The 15,176-nt window shown below is 74.4% G+C and carries 14 protein-coding genes; 2 read left to right on the top strand and 12 right to left on the bottom strand.

All coding sequences use genetic code 11. The features are described from left to right. Nucleotides 1-63: 63 nt before the first annotated feature. Nucleotides 64-972 (bottom strand): DMT family transporter, encoded by a 909-nt coding sequence (locus tag ACFU7Z_RS06095; protein ID WP_074003988.1) that lies wholly within the window; start codon nt 970-972, stop codon nt 64-66. On the opposite strand from ACFU7Z_RS06095, the gene ACFU7Z_RS06090 reads away from it, so the two are divergent. Further along, entirely contained in the window at nt 971-2,425 is a 1,455-nt protein-coding gene (locus tag ACFU7Z_RS06090; protein WP_049656596.1) for a PLP-dependent aminotransferase family protein, read from the top strand. The genes ACFU7Z_RS06095 and ACFU7Z_RS06090 overlap by 2 nt on opposite strands. Before the next feature lie 12 nt (nt 2,426-2,437). Here the strand turns inward: ACFU7Z_RS06090 and htpX are convergent, their stop codons facing one another. The 11 genes from htpX to ACFU7Z_RS06035 all read right to left on the bottom strand — a co-directional run bounded on the left by htpX (nt 2,438) and on the right by ACFU7Z_RS06035 (nt 13,608). Beyond that, nucleotides 2,438-3,301 carry a zinc metalloprotease HtpX gene (htpX, locus tag ACFU7Z_RS06085; RefSeq protein ID WP_380776514.1) on the bottom strand — a complete coding sequence of 288 codons (864 nt, stop codon included), beginning with the start codon at nt 3,299-3,301 and terminating at the stop codon, nt 2,438-2,440. Nucleotides 3,302-3,522: 221 nt separating this feature from the next. Continuing rightward, the gene (locus tag ACFU7Z_RS06080) at nt 3,523-5,067 is read right to left on the bottom strand and encodes an NADH-quinone oxidoreductase subunit N (RefSeq protein WP_380776512.1); all 1,545 of its coding nucleotides are present in this window, start codon (nt 5,065-5,067) and stop codon (nt 3,523-3,525) included. Between the two features lie 56 nt (nt 5,068-5,123). Continuing rightward, nucleotides 5,124-6,680, bottom strand: a complete 1,557-nt coding sequence (locus ACFU7Z_RS06075) for a NuoM family protein (protein ID WP_380776510.1) — start codon at nt 6,678-6,680, stop codon at nt 5,124-5,126. Nucleotides 6,681-6,733: 53 nt separating this feature from the next. Then, nucleotides 6,734-8,803 (bottom strand): NADH-quinone oxidoreductase subunit L, encoded by a 2,070-nt coding sequence (locus ACFU7Z_RS06070; RefSeq protein WP_380776508.1) that lies wholly within the window; start codon nt 8,801-8,803, stop codon nt 6,734-6,736. Further along, the gene (gene nuoK / locus ACFU7Z_RS06065; protein WP_049660586.1) at nt 8,800-9,192 is read right to left on the bottom strand and encodes an NADH-quinone oxidoreductase subunit NuoK; all 393 of its coding nucleotides are present in this window, start codon (nt 9,190-9,192) and stop codon (nt 8,800-8,802) included. The genes ACFU7Z_RS06070 and nuoK overlap by 4 nt, the downstream gene beginning before the upstream one ends. Beyond that, nucleotides 9,192-9,929 carry an NADH-quinone oxidoreductase subunit J gene (locus ACFU7Z_RS06060; protein ID WP_380776506.1) on the bottom strand — a complete coding sequence of 246 codons (738 nt, stop codon included), beginning with the start codon at nt 9,927-9,929 and terminating at the stop codon, nt 9,192-9,194. Before ACFU7Z_RS06060 ends, nuoK begins: the two co-directional genes overlap by 1 nt. After that, nucleotides 9,926-10,483: a NuoI/complex I 23 kDa subunit family protein gene (locus ACFU7Z_RS06055; RefSeq protein ID WP_380670562.1), complete on the bottom strand. Its 558-nt coding sequence runs from the start codon at nt 10,481-10,483 to the stop codon at nt 9,926-9,928. Before ACFU7Z_RS06055 ends, ACFU7Z_RS06060 begins: the two co-directional genes overlap by 4 nt. Continuing rightward, complete coding sequence (gene nuoH / locus ACFU7Z_RS06050) at nt 10,480-11,439, bottom strand: NADH-quinone oxidoreductase subunit NuoH (RefSeq protein ID WP_375876941.1); 960 nt, start codon at nt 11,437-11,439, stop codon at nt 10,480-10,482. Before nuoH ends, ACFU7Z_RS06055 begins: the two co-directional genes overlap by 4 nt. Continuing rightward, nucleotides 11,436-12,488, bottom strand: coding sequence for an NADH-quinone oxidoreductase subunit C (locus ACFU7Z_RS06045; protein ID WP_380776503.1), 1,053 nt, complete (start codon nt 12,486-12,488; stop codon nt 11,436-11,438). Before ACFU7Z_RS06045 ends, nuoH begins: the two co-directional genes overlap by 4 nt. Continuing rightward, nucleotides 12,485-13,201: an NADH-quinone oxidoreductase subunit B gene (locus ACFU7Z_RS06040; RefSeq protein WP_375876943.1), complete on the bottom strand. Its 717-nt coding sequence runs from the start codon at nt 13,199-13,201 to the stop codon at nt 12,485-12,487. The genes ACFU7Z_RS06045 and ACFU7Z_RS06040 overlap by 4 nt, the downstream gene beginning before the upstream one ends. Then, nucleotides 13,192-13,608, bottom strand: coding sequence for an NADH-quinone oxidoreductase subunit A (locus tag ACFU7Z_RS06035; RefSeq protein ID WP_049657666.1), 417 nt, complete (start codon nt 13,606-13,608; stop codon nt 13,192-13,194). The genes ACFU7Z_RS06040 and ACFU7Z_RS06035 overlap by 10 nt, the downstream gene beginning before the upstream one ends. 341 nt (nt 13,609-13,949) lie before the next feature. Between ACFU7Z_RS06035 and ACFU7Z_RS06030 the strand changes: the two genes are divergently transcribed. Continuing rightward, nucleotides 13,950-15,119, top strand: coding sequence for a sensor domain-containing protein (locus tag ACFU7Z_RS06030; protein ID WP_049657675.1), 1,170 nt, complete (start codon nt 13,950-13,952; stop codon nt 15,117-15,119). Nucleotides 15,120-15,176 lie beyond the last annotated feature (57 nt).

Here is a 15,176-nt window from a genome sequence, read left to right as displayed (position 1 = left end):
CACTCCGCTCCGGGGCCGGTGCCGCCCGCCGGGTCAGCTCCGGGGCCGGTGCCGCCCGCCCGGTCAGCTCCGGGCCCGTTGGGTCACCGCGATGCAGACCAGCACCACCACCGCGGTGACCGGCGCCGCGGCCGGCAGGTGCTCGCCGAGCAGCAGCACCGACCAGACCAGCGTCAGCAGCGGCTGCGCGAGCTGGAGCTGGCTGGCCCTCGGCACCCCGATCGCGGCCATCCCCCGGTACCAGAGCACGAGCCCGCCGAGCTGCGAGACCGCCGCCGTGTACGCCAGCCCGGCCAGCGCCTTCGCCCCGAGCCGGACCGGCTCGGCGCCCAGCCCGAGCACGGCGGTCAGCAGCGTCGCGGGCAGCGCGACCAGCACCGCCCAGGCGATCACCTGTCCGCCCGGCAGGTCCCGGGAGAGCCGCCCGCCCTCGGCATACCCGGCGGCGCAGAGCAGCACCGCCACGAAGAGGTAGAGGTCGGCGGCGGTCGGCCGGCCGTGGCTCTGGACCAGGGTGAAGGCGAGCACCGCCGCGGCCCCGGCGAGCGCCGCCGCCCAGAACGCCCCGGACGGCCGGCGGCCGGTGCGCAGCGCCGAGACCACCGCCGTGGCCAGCGGCAGCACGCCGATGACCACCGCCGAGTGGGCGGTCGAGGAGGTGCGCAGGGCGAGCGTGGTGAGCAGCGGGAAGCCGAGGACGCAGCCGGCCGAGACCACCAGCAGCCCGGGCCACTGCCCCCGCCGCGGCGGCCGGGCGCGGACGGCCAGCAGGTAGAGCGCGGCCAGCACGGCGGCCAGGACGCCGCGCAGACCGGTCGCGGTCCACGGGCCGAAGCCGGTCAGGGCCCACGCGGTGGCGGGGAAGGTGAGCGAGAAGGAGGCCACCCCGAGGGCCGCGAGGGCGGTGCCGGAAGCGGGGGCCGGTCGAGGTGCTATCGCCTTCGGGCGGATAGCGCTATCTTGTGCCGTCATGAACGAGCGTAGCAGCGTGACCGAACTCGCCGACATCCTGCGGCGGGAAGTGGAGCGCTACCCGGAGGGGCGGAAACTGCCCGCCAGCCGGGCGCTGGTGGAGCGCCACCAGGTCAGCCCGGTGACGGTCTCCCGGGCCATCGCGGTGCTCGTCGCCGAGGGGCTCGTGGTCTCCCGGCCGGGCGCCGGGGTGTTCCGGGCGGCCGCCTTCGCCGCGGCCCCGGCCGTCCCCGCCCCGCCGGCCGGCCGGACCGGCGACCTCTCCTGGCAGGAGATCGCGCTCAGCGCCGACTCCGGCCCGCGCGACCTGCTCGCCGCCCCGGTGTTCGACACCCTCCGGGTGCCCGCGCCCGACGTCATCGACCTCAACAGCGGCTACCCGCACGCCTCGCTGCTGCCCGAACGGCTGCTCGCCGCCGTCCTCGCCCGGGCCGGCCGGCGGCCGGGCGCCTGGGACCGCCCGCCCACCGACGGGCTGACCGAACTGCGCGGCTGGTTCGCCCGCGACATCGGCGGCCACGGCGGGCCGATCGGCGCCGGGGACGTCCTGATCACCGCCGGCGGGCAGAGCGGGCTGACCGTCGCCATGCGGGCGCTCGCCGCGCCCGGCTCGCCGGTGCTGGTGGAGTCGCCGACGTACTCGGGCATCCTGGCGGTCGTCCGGGCGGCCGGGCTGCGGCCCGTCCCCGTGCCGGTCGACGCCGACGGCGTGCGCACCGACCTGCTGGCGGAGGCCTTCGCGGCCACCCGGGCACGGGTCTTCCTCTGCCAGCCGCTGTTCCAGAACCCCACCGGCGCGGTGCTGTCGCCCGTACGGCGGGAGGAGGTGCTGCGGATCTCCCGGGCGGCCGGGGCCTTCGTGGTCGAGGACGACTTCGCCCGGCTGCTGGTCCACGCGGACGCCCCCGCGCTGCCGCGCCCGCTCGCCGCCGACGACCGGGACGGGGTCGTGGTGCACCTGCGCTCGCTGACCAAGGCGGCCTCCCCCAACCTGCGGGTCGGCGCCCTCACCGCGCGCGGCCCGGCGCTGGCCCGGCTGCGGGCCACCCAGGTGGTGGACAGCTTCTTCGTGCCCCGGCCGCTCCAGGAGGCCACCCTGGAACTGGTCTCCGACCCCGCCTGGGCCCGCCACCTGCGCACCCTCGGCGCCGAACTGCGCGACCGCCGCACCGCCGCCGTCGCCGCCCTGCACCGCGAGCTGCCCGGCGTCGTCGGCACCCACCGCCCCGGCGGGTACCACCTGTGGCTGCGCTTCCCCGACGGCGTCGACGACACCACCCTCGCCAGGGCCGCCCTGCGCGCCGGCGTCCAGCTCTCCCCCGGCCGCCCGTACCACCCCGCCGAGCCCCCGGCCCCCCACCTCCGGCTCAGCTACGCCGCCGCCGAGAGCTCCGCCCAGGTCGCCGAGGGCGTCCACCGGCTGCGGCTCGCGTACGAGGAGCTCGCGGACTGACGCCCCGGGGCCCTAGACCTGCCCGCCCGCCATCCGCTCCAGGCGGGCGATCCGCTCGGCCATCGGCGGGTGGGTGGAGAAGAGCCGCGCACCGGCCTCGCCGGGCCGGAACGGGCTGGCGATCATCATGTGGCTCGCGGTCTGGAGCTGCGGCTCGGGCGGCAGGGGCAGCTGACGGGTGCCCGCGTCGAGCTTGCGCAGGGCGTTGGCGAGGGCGAGCGGGTCCCCGGTGATCCGGGCGCCGTCGGCGTCGGCCTGGTACTCGCGGGAACGGCTGACCGCCATCTGGATCAGCCCGGCCGCGAGCGGGCCGAGGATCATGATGGCGAGCATCCCGAACAGCCCCGGGCCGTCGTCGTCGTCGCTGCGCCCGAACGGCACCAGCCAGGCGAAGTTCACCAGGAACATCACCACCGAGGCGAGCGCCCCGGCCACCGAGGAGATCAGGATGTCCCGGTTGTAGACGTGGCTCAGCTCGTGCCCGAGCACGCCCCGCAGCTCGCGTTCGTCCAGGATCCCCAGGATGCCCTCGGTGCAGCAGACCGCCGCGTTGCGCGGGTTGCGGCCGGTGGCGAAGGCGTTCGGGGCCGGGGTCGGGGAGATGTAGAGGCGGGGCATCGGCTGGCGGGCGGAGGTGGAGAGCTCGCGGACGATCCGGTACAGCCCGGGTGCCTCGAACTCGCTGACCGGCCGGGCCCGCATGGCCCGCAGCGCGAGCTTGTCGCTGTTCCAGTAGGCGTAGGCGTTGGTCCCGAGGGCGACCAGCAGGGCGATCACGAAGCCGGTGCGGCCGAAGAGGCCGCCGATCACCAGGATCAGCGCGGAGAGGCCTCCGAGCAGGACGGCGGTCCTCAGTCCGTTGTGCCGGCTGTGCACGTCAGGCCCTCCAATGGTGCGGTGGGGAAGCCCTTTCTGCCTCGTCCCTCTTGCCCGGTCAACGGGTGGGGCCGGGGACCTTGTTCCCTTGTGACCGACGTGACACCGCCGGGCCGCACCCCCGGTGCCACCGCACCGTCACCGGGCCGTCACGGCGGAGCGGCCCGGCCTCACCCCCGGATCGGCCCGACCCGGGCCCGGAACCACGGCCCGGCCCGGGCTCAGAACAGCGAGCCGCCCGCCACCTGGAGGACCAGCTGCGGCGCCACCGAGAGGACCACGGCGGCGGAGGCGGTGAGCCCCAGCGTCGCGGTGAGGCTCACCGGCAGGCGATGCCCGGCGGCGGCCCCGTCGAGGGGCGCGTCGCCCGCCGGGGCGAACAGCCGGGCCGTCCAGAGCAGGTAGTAGTACAGGGCGACGACCACGTTGACGGCCATCACCACGGCGAGCCAGCCCAGCCCGGCGTCGACCGCCGCGCGGAACACCACGACCTTGCCGAACAGGCCGACCACGCCCGGCGGCAGCCCGGCCAAGCAGAGCAGGAAGAAGGCGAGCGCCAGCGCCGTCCAGCGGTTGCGGGCGAACAGGCCGCGGAAGTCGTCCACGCTGGTCCCGGCCCGGCGGCCGACGGCGGCGACCACCCCGAAGGCGCCGAGGTTCACCACGCCGTAGATCAGCGCGTACGCGGCGGTGGCGCCGAGCGGGTCGACGCCGGTGGGCGCGTAGCCGGCCGCGGCGAGCGGCACCAGCAGGTACCCGGCCTGGCCGACCGAGGACCAGGCGAGCAGCCGCACCGCGCTGTACCGGGTGTCGAAGCGCTGCCGCAGCGCGCCGACGTTGCCGACGGTCATGGTGACGGCGGCCAGCACCGTGAGCATCAGGCCCCAGGTGTGGGCGTACGGGCGGAAGGCGACGGTGGTGGCGAGCGCGAGCCCGGACAGGCCGGCCGCCTTGCCGACCACCGAGAGGTAGCCGGCCACCGGCAGCGGGGCGCCGGTGTAGGTGTCGGGCACCCAGAAGTGGAACGGGACGGCGGCGACCTTGAAGGCGAAGCCGACCAGGGTCAGCACCGCGCCCGCCTCGGCCAGCGGCCTGAGCTGTCCGGGGGCGTGCTCCAGGCCCTGGGCGACGGCGCCGAGGTGCAGGCTGCCGCTCGCCGCGTAGACGAAGCCGACGCCGAGCAGCATCACGGCGGTCGCGGTCACCGAGGAGACGAAGAACTTGAACGCGGCCTCGGCGCCCCGGCCGTCCCGGCGCAGCGCGACCAGGGCGAAGGCGGGCAGCGAGGCGACCTCCAGGGCGATCACCATGGTGGCGAGGTCCCGGGAGGCGGGCAGCAGGGCGGCGCCGGTGGCGCTGGAGAGCAGCAGGAACCAGTACTCGCCGCGCGGCAGCTTCTCGTCCTCCACGGTGTGCGTCGACAGCAGCGCCGCGATCAGCGCGCCGCCGAGGGCGAGCAGCTGGAACACCAGGGCGAAGTGGTCGGCGACGTACGAGCAGCCGCCGTTGTCGGACCGCCCTGCTACGTTCTGCACGCAGAAGGTGGCGCGGGGTGACGATCCGGTGAGGGGAAGGAGCGCGATGAGGGCGAGGGCGAGTCCGGCCGCGGTGAGGCGGCCGAGCCACTTCTTGTGCCGCTCGGGCAGGAACAGGTCCGTGAGCAGCACGGCGAGGGCGGCCACGGCGGCGATCAGCGGGGGCGCGATCGCCACCCAGTCCACGGACTGGATCAGGCTGCCCGGGTTGGCTACGGCGAGGGAGGTCACAGTGTGCTGCCCCGTGGAGTGAGGTCCGAGTGCGGCGGTCTGGGCTGCGAGCACGGTCAGCCACCCCCGAGGAGGTGCTTGACGGCGGGGTCGGAGAGGCCGAGCAGCAGCGCGGGCCAGAGTCCGGCGAGCAGGGTGAGCGCGGCCAGCGGCGTCCAGCTGACGGCCTCGTACGGGCGCAGGTCGGCGAGTTCGGCCACCGGGGCGGGCTGCTCGGGGTCGCCCATGCAGACGCGCTTGACCACGATCAGGAGGTACGCGGCGGTGAGGAGGGTGCCGAGGCCGGCCAGGACCATGTAGGTGACGAACGCGGGGCGCGACAGGCCGGCGGCCGGGTCGAACGCGCCGAACATGGCGAGCAGCTCGCCCCAGAAGCCGGCCAGGCCGGGCAGCCCGAGGCTGGCGACGGCGGCGAAGGCGAGCAGTACGCCGAGCCGCGGGGCCCGGCCGTACAGGGCGGCGCCGGTGGCGCCAGCCAGGGTGTCGAGGTCGGCCGTGCCGTAGCGGTCCTTGAGCGCGCCGACGACGAAGAACAGCAGGCCGGTGATCAGGCCGTGGGCGATGTTGGCGAACAGCGCGCCGTTGACGCCCACCGGGGTGAGGGAGGCGATGCCGAGCAGCACGAAGCCCATGTGGCCGACGGAGGAGTACGCGATCAGGCGCTTGAGGTCGCCCTTGGCGCCGGGGCGGGCCAGCGCCAGGCAGGCCAGTGAGCCGTAGACGATGCCGACGGCCGCGAAGGCTCCCAGGTAGGGGGCCAGGGTGGCGGCGCCGTCCGGCACGACCGGGAGGAGGACGCGGACCAGGCCGTAGGTGCCCATCTTCAGCAGCACGCCGGCGAGCAGCACCGAGCCCACCGTCGGGGCGGCGGTGTGCGCGTCGGGGAGCCAGCTGTGCAGCGGCCAGGCGGGGGCCTTGACCGCGAGCCCGACCAGGATCGCCAGCGCGGCGATCACCTGGGTGGTGTGGCTCAGGCCGCTGCCGTGCGCGGCGGCCAGGGCCTGCATGTCGAAGGTGCCGGCCTTGCTGCCGATCAGCAGGAAGCCGAGCAGCATCACGGCCGAGCCGAGCAGCGTGTAGAGGATGAAGCGGTTGGCGGACGGCACCTTCGCGCCGCTCCCCCAGCGGGCGATCAGGAAGTACATCGGGATCAGCACGATCTCGAAGGCCAGGAAGAAGAGCAGGAGGTCCAGGACCGCGAAGGTGGCGAGCATGCCGACCTCGAGCAGGAGGAACAGCCCGACGAAGGCCTGCGCCGAGGGCACGGTCTCCCCGTCCGGCAGCCGCTTCTCCGAGTACAGCGCGCAGAGGAAGGTGAGCAGCGCGGTCAGCACGACCAGCGGCAGCGAGACGCCGTCCACGCCGAGGTGGAGGCGCACGTGCAGGGCCGGGATCCAGGACACGTCGGTGGTGGCCTGCATCCGGGCGGGTTCGTCGTGGTCGAAGCCGGCCGCGAGAGCGACGGCGAGCAGGAGCACCGCGCCGGTGACGACGGTGTTCAGCCGCAGGGCCCGCCGGTCGGCCACGGCCCGGTCCGGCCCGAACACCGGCGCCAGGGTGAGTGCGGCGCCGAGCAGCGGCAGCAGCAGGAGGGCGATGAGGACTGCGTTCATCGGGGGCTCCCAGCAGCGGTCGAGGTGGCGGAGGTCGAGGACAGCAGCACCGGCTACACCGCCACCAGGACGGCCAGCAGGACGACGCCGGCCAGCAGGGCGCTGAGGTACGTCTGCGCGTTGCCGGTCTGCGCGAGCCGGACGACCCGGCCGAGCAGGTTGGCGCCCGCTCCGCTGCCGCGCACGTAGGTCTCGACGACCTCGCGGTCGAGGAAGCGGACCAGCTTCGCGGCGGCGCCCACCGGGCGGACGAACAGCGCGTGGTAGAGCCGGTCGACGCCGAAGCCGTGCCGGGCCGGGCCGAACAGCGGGCCCAGCAGGGTGCGCCCGGGGTCGGCGACGATCACCTCGGCGGCCGGGGCTCCGCCCTGCTCGGGCACCCTCCCCCAGCCTCCGGCCGGGGCCGGGCGGCCGGTGCCCAGCCGGGCGGTCGCCGAGCGCCAGGCGCCGTACGCGGCGATCACGCCGACCGCGGCGAGCCCGGTCCCGGTGACGGCGGTGACCGCGGAGGGCCGCAGCGAGCCACCGTCCAGGAGCGCGGGCAGCCAGTCCGAGCGCAGGCCGACGATGCCGAAGCCCATGGTCGGCACGGCCAGCACCCAGAGCGGCCAGCGCATCGCGGGCGGCTCGGCGGTGGCCGGGTCGGCCTCGTCGGGCTCGGGCGAGTACGGCGCGCCGGCCTCGTGGTCGGCCGGTGCCGGTACCGGGGCCTGGACCCGGGCCTTGGCGGCCGCGGCCGTCGGCACGGCGGCCCCGGCCGGGCTGTGGAACGCCAGCAGGAAGAGCCTGGTCGCGTACGCGGCGGTGAGCAGCGCGGTGAGCCCGGCGGAGATCAGCACGATCCACCCGGCCGCCTGCGGCACCGCCGAGGCCGGGCCGAGCCCGTTGGTCAGCGCCTCGCCGTTGGCGGCGTGCTCGGCGGCGGTCAGCACCGCCTCCTTGCTGAAGAAGCCGGAGAACGGCGGCAGCCCGACCAGGGCGACGAGCGCGATGCCCGTCGTCCAGTAGGCGTCCGGCACCCGCTTGCGCAGTCCGGGCATGCGGGACATCGCGGAGATCGAGTTGGTGTGCGCGGCGTGGATCACCACACCGGCGGCCAGGAACAGCAGCGCCTTGAACGCGCCGTGGCTCACCAGGTGGAAGACCGAGGCCTCGCGGTCCCCGCTGGCCAGCGCGCCGGCCATGTAGCCGAGCTGGCCGACGGTGGAGTAGGCGAGCACCCGTTTGAGGTCGTCCTGGGCGAGCGCGCAGAGCGCCGAGCCGATCATCGTCACGGCGGCCATCACCGCGAGCACGACCAGCGCCGCGCCCGACAGCAGGAACACCGGCAGCAGCCGGGCGACCAGGTAGATGCCGGCCGCGACCATGGTGGCGGCGTGGATCAGCGCGGACACCGGGGTCGGGCCGGCCATCGCGTCCGGGAGCCAGGTGTGCAGCGGGAACTGGGCGCTCTTGCCGGCCACGCCGGCGAGCAGCAGCAGCGCGGTCAGCGTCGGGTGCCCGAGCCGGCCCTCCGTCGCGGCCGCCAGCACGTCCGGGACGCGGAAGCTGCCGGCGTCCGCGCCGAGCAGGAAGATCCCGAACAGGAACGGCACGTCACCGAGCTTGGTGACCAGGAAGGCCTTCAGCGAGGCCGAGCGGGCGTCCGCGGTCTCCCAGTGGTGGCCGATCAGGAAGTACGAGCACAGGCCCATGACCTCCCAGCCGACCAGCAGCACGATCAGGTCGCCCGAGTAGACCACCAGGAACATCGCCGCGGTGAACAGCGAGACCAGCGCCGCGTACGAGGGGTAGCGCGGGTCCTCCTTGAGGTACGCGGTCGAGTAGACCTGGACGCAGGTGGCGACCAGGCCGACCAGCACGGAGATCAGCGAGCTGAAGCCGTCCAGGTGGAGGCCGAGCGTGATGTCCGGGCCGCCGGTCGGGGTGAGCCGGGTGCCGGCGTCCAGGGTCTGGCCGGTGCCGAGCTGGAGGGCGACCACCAGGGCGAGCACGGCCGCGACGGCGACCGGGACGATCGCCAGCGGCCGGGCCAGCCCGGGCGCCTTCCGGCCGACGGCCAGGGTCGCGGCGGCGCCGAGCGCGGGCAGCGCGGGGACGAGTACGGGCAGGGCGAGGTTCATGCGGCGGCCTGGCCCTTCAGTGCCTCGGCTCCGGTCGGCGTCCCGGCGCCGACCGGCGTCTCCTCGACGGCGAGCGCCTCGCCCGGGTCGCCGAGCGCGGTGGCCCGGTCGATGTCCGCGGTGCCCCGGGCCCGGAACAGCAGCAGGACGATGGCGAGCCCCAGCCCGACCTCGGCGGCGGCGACGGTGATGGTGAACAGGGTGAGCGCCTGCCCGGCGTGCAGCGAGTCCCGCAGCCACGCGTCGAAGGCGACCAGGTTGAGGTTGACGGCGTTGAGCATCAGCTCGACGGACATCAGCACCAGGACGGCGTTGCGCCGGGCGAGCACGCCGTACACGCCGACGCTGAACAGCAGCGCGGCGAGGACGGCGGGGTAGGCGAGGTGCATCAGCTCTCCTCCGGCGCGGACGGCGCGGACGGCGCGGACGGCGCGGACGGAGCAGCGGGAGCGGCCGTAGTCGTCGCGTTCACGTTCGCGGCCGCGTTCGCGGCGACCGTCCCGTTGGACCCGACCGGCCGCCCGGCGCGCAGCCTGCCCGCCCGGGGCGGCGGCACCCGCCGCCCCGAGCCGCGCGACAGCACGATCGCGCCGACCAGCGCCGCCAGCAGCAGCACGGACAGCGCCTCGAAGGGCAGGACCCAGTGCCGGAACAGGCTGGCCCCGGTGACGGCGGCCGAGCCGCCGCCCTGGCCGAGGTCGATCCAGGAGGTCCGGAAGGCGTCGACCACCAGCGTGACCAGCGTCCCGGCCGCGGCCAGCGCCACGACCAGGGCCACCCAGCGGTTCTTGGAGTCGGCGTCCGGCGAGCGCCCGATCGGCGCCTTGGTGAGCATCAGCCCGAACAGCACCAGGACGACCACCGAGCCGAGGTAGATCAGCACCTGCACCCAGGCGATGAACTCGGCCGTGAGCAGCAGGAACTCCACCGCCAGCCCGCCGAGCGCGACCACCAGCCAGAGCGCGGCGTGCACCAGCTGCCGGGTGGTCACCGAGACCACGGCCGAGCCGAGCACGGCGATCCCGACCAGCAGGAAGACGATCTCCTGCCCGGTCGGGGACAGGAACGAACGGGCGGCCGGCTCCAGGGAGCCGGTCGCCGCGAGAAGCGTGGTGGCACCGGTCACGCGTCGTCACCCTTCTCCTCGAGGGCCGCCGCGGCGGCGGCCGCCAGCTTGTCCGCGGCCTTGCGCGCGGTGGCGATCTCCTTGGGCTCCTCGGCCGCCGGGTCCAGCGCCGGCGGCGCGGGGACGGTCCACATCCACTCGCGGAGCTTCTCCCGCTCGTGGGTCAGCTCGTGGATGTCGGTCTCCGCGTACTCGAACTCCGGCGACCAGAACAGCGCGTCGAAGGGGCAGACCTCGATGCAGATCCCGCAGTACATGCAGAGCGAGAAGTCGATGGCGAACCGGTCCAGCACGTTGCGGGTGCGGGCCCGGGCGTTCGGCTCGGCGGCCGGCAGCGTCTCCTTGTGGGAGTCGATGTAGATGCACCAGTCCGGGCACTCGCGCGCGCAGAGCATGCAGACCGTGCAGTTCTCCTCCAGCAGCGCGATGACGCCGCGCGAACGCGGCGGCAGCACCGGCTGCACGTCGGGGTACTGCGCGGTGACGCTCTTCCTCGTCATCGTCCGCAGCGTCACGGCCAGGCCCTTGGCGAGCCCGATACCGGGGAAACTCATGAGATCGCCACCTTGATGATGCCGGTGAGGGCCAGCTGGACCAGCGCGAGCGGGATCAGCACCGTCCACGCGAAACGCATCAGCTGGTCCTCGCGCAGACGCGGGTAGGTGACCCGCAGCCAGATGACCACGAAGGCCAGCGCGAAGGTCTTGAGGAGCATCCAGAGCCAGCCGAGCTGGTCCGGCAGCGGTCCGTGCCAGCCGCCCAGGAAGAGCACCGCGGTCAGTGCGGACACCACCAGGATGCCCACGTACTCGGACAGCAGGAACAGGGCGAACCGCAGGCCGGTGTACTCGGTGTACGCGCCGAAGATGATCTCCGAGTCGGCGATCGGCATGTCGAACGGCGGGCGCTGGAGCTCGGCCAGACCGGCCGTGAAGAAGACGAACGCCCCGATCAGCTGCCAGGGCAGCCAGTACCACTCCCAGGCGTCCACGATCCCGGGCAGCGACAGCGTGCCGGCGGCCATCGCCACCGAGGCCGCCGCCAGCACCAGCGGCAGCTCGTACGACATCAGCTGCGCGGCCGTGCGCAGGCCGCCGAGCAGCGAGAACTTGTTCGCCGAGGCCCAGCCGGCCATCAGCTTGCCGATCACGCCGACGCCCATCACGGCGAGCACGAAGAACAGCCCGGCGTCGATCGCCTGGCCGACGAAGCCGTCCGGGCCGACCGGGATCGCCAGCAGCACGAAGAGGTACGGCAGCAGCGAGACGGCGGGCGCCAGCTGGAAGACCCGGCGGTCCGCCCCGGCCGGGACGATGTCCTCCTTCTGCGCGAACTTCACGCCGTCCGCGACGAGCTGCGCCCAGCCGTGGAAGCCGCCCGCGTACATCGGGCCGAGCCGGCCCTGCATGTGCGCCATGACCTTGTGCTCGGTCTGGCCGATGACCAGCGGGAGGACCAGGAAGACGACGAGGGTGGCGACGCAGCGCAGCACCGTGTCGAGCAGGTTCACGCGCCTTCTCCGTCCTGGTCGGCCGGTCCGGCCGAGGTCTCGTCCTTCTGCTCGACCGGCTTGCCCGGCTCGGCGGGCTCAGCGGGCTCAACGGGTTCAGCGGGCTCGCCCGGCTTCTCGCCCGACGGCTTCTCCTCGTGGGCGGGCACCGGGTTGTGCCAGGGCGCGTCGGAGGACCGGGGCGCGTCGGAAGGCCGGGGCCGTACGGGAGCCGCGGGCTCGGCCGTCGGCTCGGCGGCCGGTTCGGCGGGAGCCTCGGCGGCCGTCTGACTGGCCGACCCCTCGGACACCGACCGGGTCCGTCGCGGCCGGTCCGCCCGCACCGGGGCGCCGCCCTCGGCGCCCGCGGCAGCCGCACCGGCACCGGCACCGGCACCGGCCGCACCAGCGGCACCCGCACCGGCGGCCGCAGCCGCCCGGGGCGTCCGCGCCGCCGCCCCCGCCGCCCGCGCACCGCGCGCGGGCCGCTCGGCGACCGGCGGCAGGGTGCCCTTGAGCGGCCCCCACTCGTTCGGGTCCGGCACACCGGCCGGCTGCATCTTGCGCCGGGCCGGCCCGCCGCCGTGGTCGGACTCGCCGGGCTCCTTGGCGCCCGGCCAGTCCTTGGCGACCCGGGCCGCGAGCACGAACTCCTTGCGCAGCGGGTTCCCCTCGAAGCCGTCCGGCAGCAGCAGGGTGGCCAGGTGGGGGTGCCCGGGGAAGTCGATGCCGAACATCTCGTGGGTCTCGCGCTCGTGCCAGGCGGCACCGGCGTACACCGGGACGGCAGTCGGCAGCGCGGCCCGGTCGCGCGGCACCCGGGTGCGCAGCGCGAGGTGCCGGACGCCGGGCGCCTCGACGGCGGCCAAGTGCGCGACCACGGAGAAGCCCTCGGCGAGCTCGTCGACGGCGCTCAGCCAGTCGAAGAAGCCCAGGCCCAGGACGTCCCGGGCGTTGGTGAGCGCCTCGGTCCAGTGCTCGGCGGGGACGTCGACGGTGACCAGCCCGTACGCCTCGGCGCCGGTCGCCCACTCCCCGACCGACGCCGCGTACTGCTCGGCGGATGTCACGAGACCCCTCCCTCGGTCGAAGCGCCGGCCGCGGAACCGGCCGCGGAGCCTGCCGCGGAGCCGCTCGCGGTACCGGCCGCAGAAGCCCCCGAAGGCCCGGCCACCAGCGGTCGGCGCAGCGCCGCCGCGGGCGCGGGCACGGTGTAGCGGTCCGGCAGTGACTCGGCGGCGATCTTCTCCTGGAGCTTGAGGATGCCCTGGAGCAGCGCCTCCGGCCGCGGCGGGCAGCCGGGCACGTAGACGTCCACCGGGATGATCTGGTCCACGCCCTTGGTGACCGAGTAGGAGTCCCAGTAGGGGCCGCCGGAGTTGGAGCAGGCGCCGAAGGAGATGACGTACTTCGGCTCGGGCATCTGCTCGTAGAGCCGCTTGACGGCGGGCGCCATCTTGTCGGTGACCGTCCCGGAGACGATCATCAGATCAGCCTGACGGGGTCCGGGCGCGAACGGGATGACACCCATCCGGATGAAGTCGTGTTTGGCCATCGAGGCGGCGATGAACTCGATCGCGCAGCAGGCCAGCCCGAAGTTGAAGCACCAGAGGCTGTAGCGGCGCCCCCAGTTGAGCACCACCTTGACCGGGTCCGGCGCGAGCCGGGCCAGCGGGCCGAGGCCGCGGCGCTCGACGGCGCCGGGGCGCGCGGGGTCCGGCAGGCCGAGCGGGACGGGACCGCCCTGTGCGCCGCCGTGCGAGTGGGAGTGCGTCACGTCCATTCCAGAACGCCCTTCTTCCAGGCGTAGAGCAGCCCGACCGCGAGGAAGCCGATGAACAGGAACATCTCGATCAGCGTCCCGGCGCCGTACCCGGCGGTGGCGAAGACGGTCGCCCAGGGGAACAGGTAGATCGCGTCCACCGCGAAGATCACGTACAGGAAGGCGTACACGTAGTAGCGGATCTGGGTGTGCGCCCAGTCCTCGCCCACCGGGTCCACCCCGCACTCGTAGGCGAGGAGTTTCTCGGGCGAGTACACCACGGGCCGCAGCAGCCGATTGGCGGTGAACGCCACGGCGACGAAGAGCACCCCGACGACGGCCATCAGGCCCATCGCGGCGTACGCGTCGAAGTAGCCGCTGCCGACCGCCGGGTCGGCCGCGACGGCAGCCGCGTGCTTCCCCTCCATGCCTTCGCCTCCACCTCGGCCGTGAACCCGCCCTCAAGACAGTTCTACGACGTTTGCTCTCACCGGCCCAACCATGGCCAAAGCGTGAGTCTAAGGGGACCGCTCCGCTCCGCCCGAACCCTGCCCGCTCCGCAAGACGGCCGGTGGACACCCGGGCGGGCGTCCGGTGACCGGGCGCGGGGGTGGGGTTAACCCCCGGCCGGGAAGATGTATCACCCCCATGGCCCCCACCGCTCCCGGTTCGGGAAGCTTGGTCCAGCCGCACGACGAAGTAGGGACGGTAGATCCGCATGAAGCCGCTGCACCGCGCCGTGGACGCCATCAAGGAGCAGGACGCCCGGATGGAGCGCCCACCGCTGTACGGCACGAGGATGTGGCACCAGGTCGGCCAGTTGCTGCTGAACCTGCCGCTCGGCATCTTCGGCTTCGTGCTGGCCATGACCGCGCTGTCGGTCGGCCTGGGCCTGTCGGTCACCGTGCTCGGCCTGCCCATGCTGGCCGGCGGCCTGGCCGTCTCGCGCTCCCTGGGCACGCTGGGCCGGCGGCGGGCGCGCGCCGCGTACGGCTCCGCGATCGACGAGCCGGAGCCGGTGAAGCCGCGCCGCCCGGGGGTGGTCGGCTACACCATCGCCCAGCTCACCGACCTGCTGAACTGGCGCTCGGCGCTCTACAACGTGCTGATGCTGCCCTGGGGCGTGCTCAGCTTCGCCCTGACCCTGGTCTCGGTGATCGTGCTCTGGCCGGTGCTGCCCTGGGTGATCCGCGGGCTGGCCTCGGTCGACCGCATCCTGATCGAGTCGCTGCTCTTCCCGGGTGCCCTGGCCGAGCGGGTGCGCGAGCTGGAGGACGACCGCGGCACCGTGGTCGACACCGCCGCCGCCGACCTGCGCCGGATCGAGCGCGACCTGCACGACGGCGCCCAGGCCCGGCTGGTCGCGCTGGCGATGGACCTCGGCATGGCCAAGGAGCGGCTGCGCGAGGTGGAGTCCGAGGACGACATGGCGGCCGCCGCGAAGATGGTCGACAACGCCCACGGCGAGGTGAAGCTGGCCCTCCAGGAGCTGCGCGACCTGGCCCGCGGCATCCACCCGGCGGTGCTCACCGACCGCGGCCTGGACGCCGCGCTGTCCTCGGTCGCCGCCCGCTGCACCGTCCCCGGCGGGGTCCGGGTGAGCGTCGACCTGAGCGGCCCGGACGGGCAGCCGGAGCGCCCGGACTCGGCGGTCGAGGGCATCGCCTACTTCACCGTCAGCGAGCTGCTGACCAACGTCTCCAAGCACGCCGGAGCCCGCTCCGCCACGGTCGAGGTCTGGCGCTCGGACAACCAGCTGATGGTGCTGGTCCAGGACGACGGCAAGGGCGGCGCGGCCCCGTACCCGGGCAGCGGCCTGGCCGGGCTGGCCGAGCGGATCCGCGCGGTGGACGGGGTCTTCCTGGTGGACAGCCCCGACGGCGGCCCGACCACCGTCACCGTCGAGCTGCCCTGGCGCACCCGCACCGCCCGCCGCTGAACGCGGGAACCCCGGGACACGGCAGGGCGCCGGGACCTCGTCGAGGCGAAGACGAGG

The sequence above is a fragment of the Kitasatospora sp. NPDC057518 genome (genome assembly GCF_042802075.1).
In the GTDB taxonomy this organism is placed as follows: domain Bacteria; phylum Actinomycetota; class Actinomycetes; order Streptomycetales; family Streptomycetaceae; genus Kitasatospora.
Note: the sequence above shows the minus strand (reverse complement) of the source record. Positions and strands in the feature narration are given on the sequence as shown.

Bases quoted from the DNA above. Each gene is read 5' to 3' on its own strand.
- ACFU7Z_RS06075 (WP_380776510.1), bottom strand. From the start codon at position 6,680: ATGAACGCAGTCCTCATCGCCCTCCTGCTGCTGCCGCTGCTCGGCGCC.
- ACFU7Z_RS06090 (WP_049656596.1), top strand. From the start codon at position 971: ATGAACGAGCGTAGCAGCGTGACCGAACTCGCCGACATCCTGCGGCGG.
- ACFU7Z_RS06095 (WP_074003988.1), bottom strand. From the start codon at position 972: ATGACGGCACAAGATAGCGCTATCCGCCCGAAGGCGATAGCACCTCGA.
- ACFU7Z_RS06035 (WP_049657666.1), bottom strand. From the start codon at position 13,608: ATGGAGGGGAAGCACGCGGCTGCCGTCGCGGCCGACCCGGCGGTCGGC.
- ACFU7Z_RS06030 (WP_049657675.1), top strand. From the start codon at position 13,950: ATGGAGCGCCCACCGCTGTACGGCACGAGGATGTGGCACCAGGTCGGC.
- ACFU7Z_RS06055 (WP_380670562.1), bottom strand. From the start codon at position 10,483: ATGAGTTTCCCCGGTATCGGGCTCGCCAAGGGCCTGGCCGTGACGCTG.
- ACFU7Z_RS06040 (WP_375876943.1), bottom strand. From the start codon at position 13,201: ATGGACGTGACGCACTCCCACTCGCACGGCGGCGCACAGGGCGGTCCC.
- nuoK (WP_049660586.1), bottom strand. From the start codon at position 9,192: ATGCACCTCGCCTACCCCGCCGTCCTCGCCGCGCTGCTGTTCAGCGTC.
- ACFU7Z_RS06070 (WP_380776508.1), bottom strand. From the start codon at position 8,803: ATGAACCTCGCCCTGCCCGTACTCGTCCCCGCGCTGCCCGCGCTCGGC.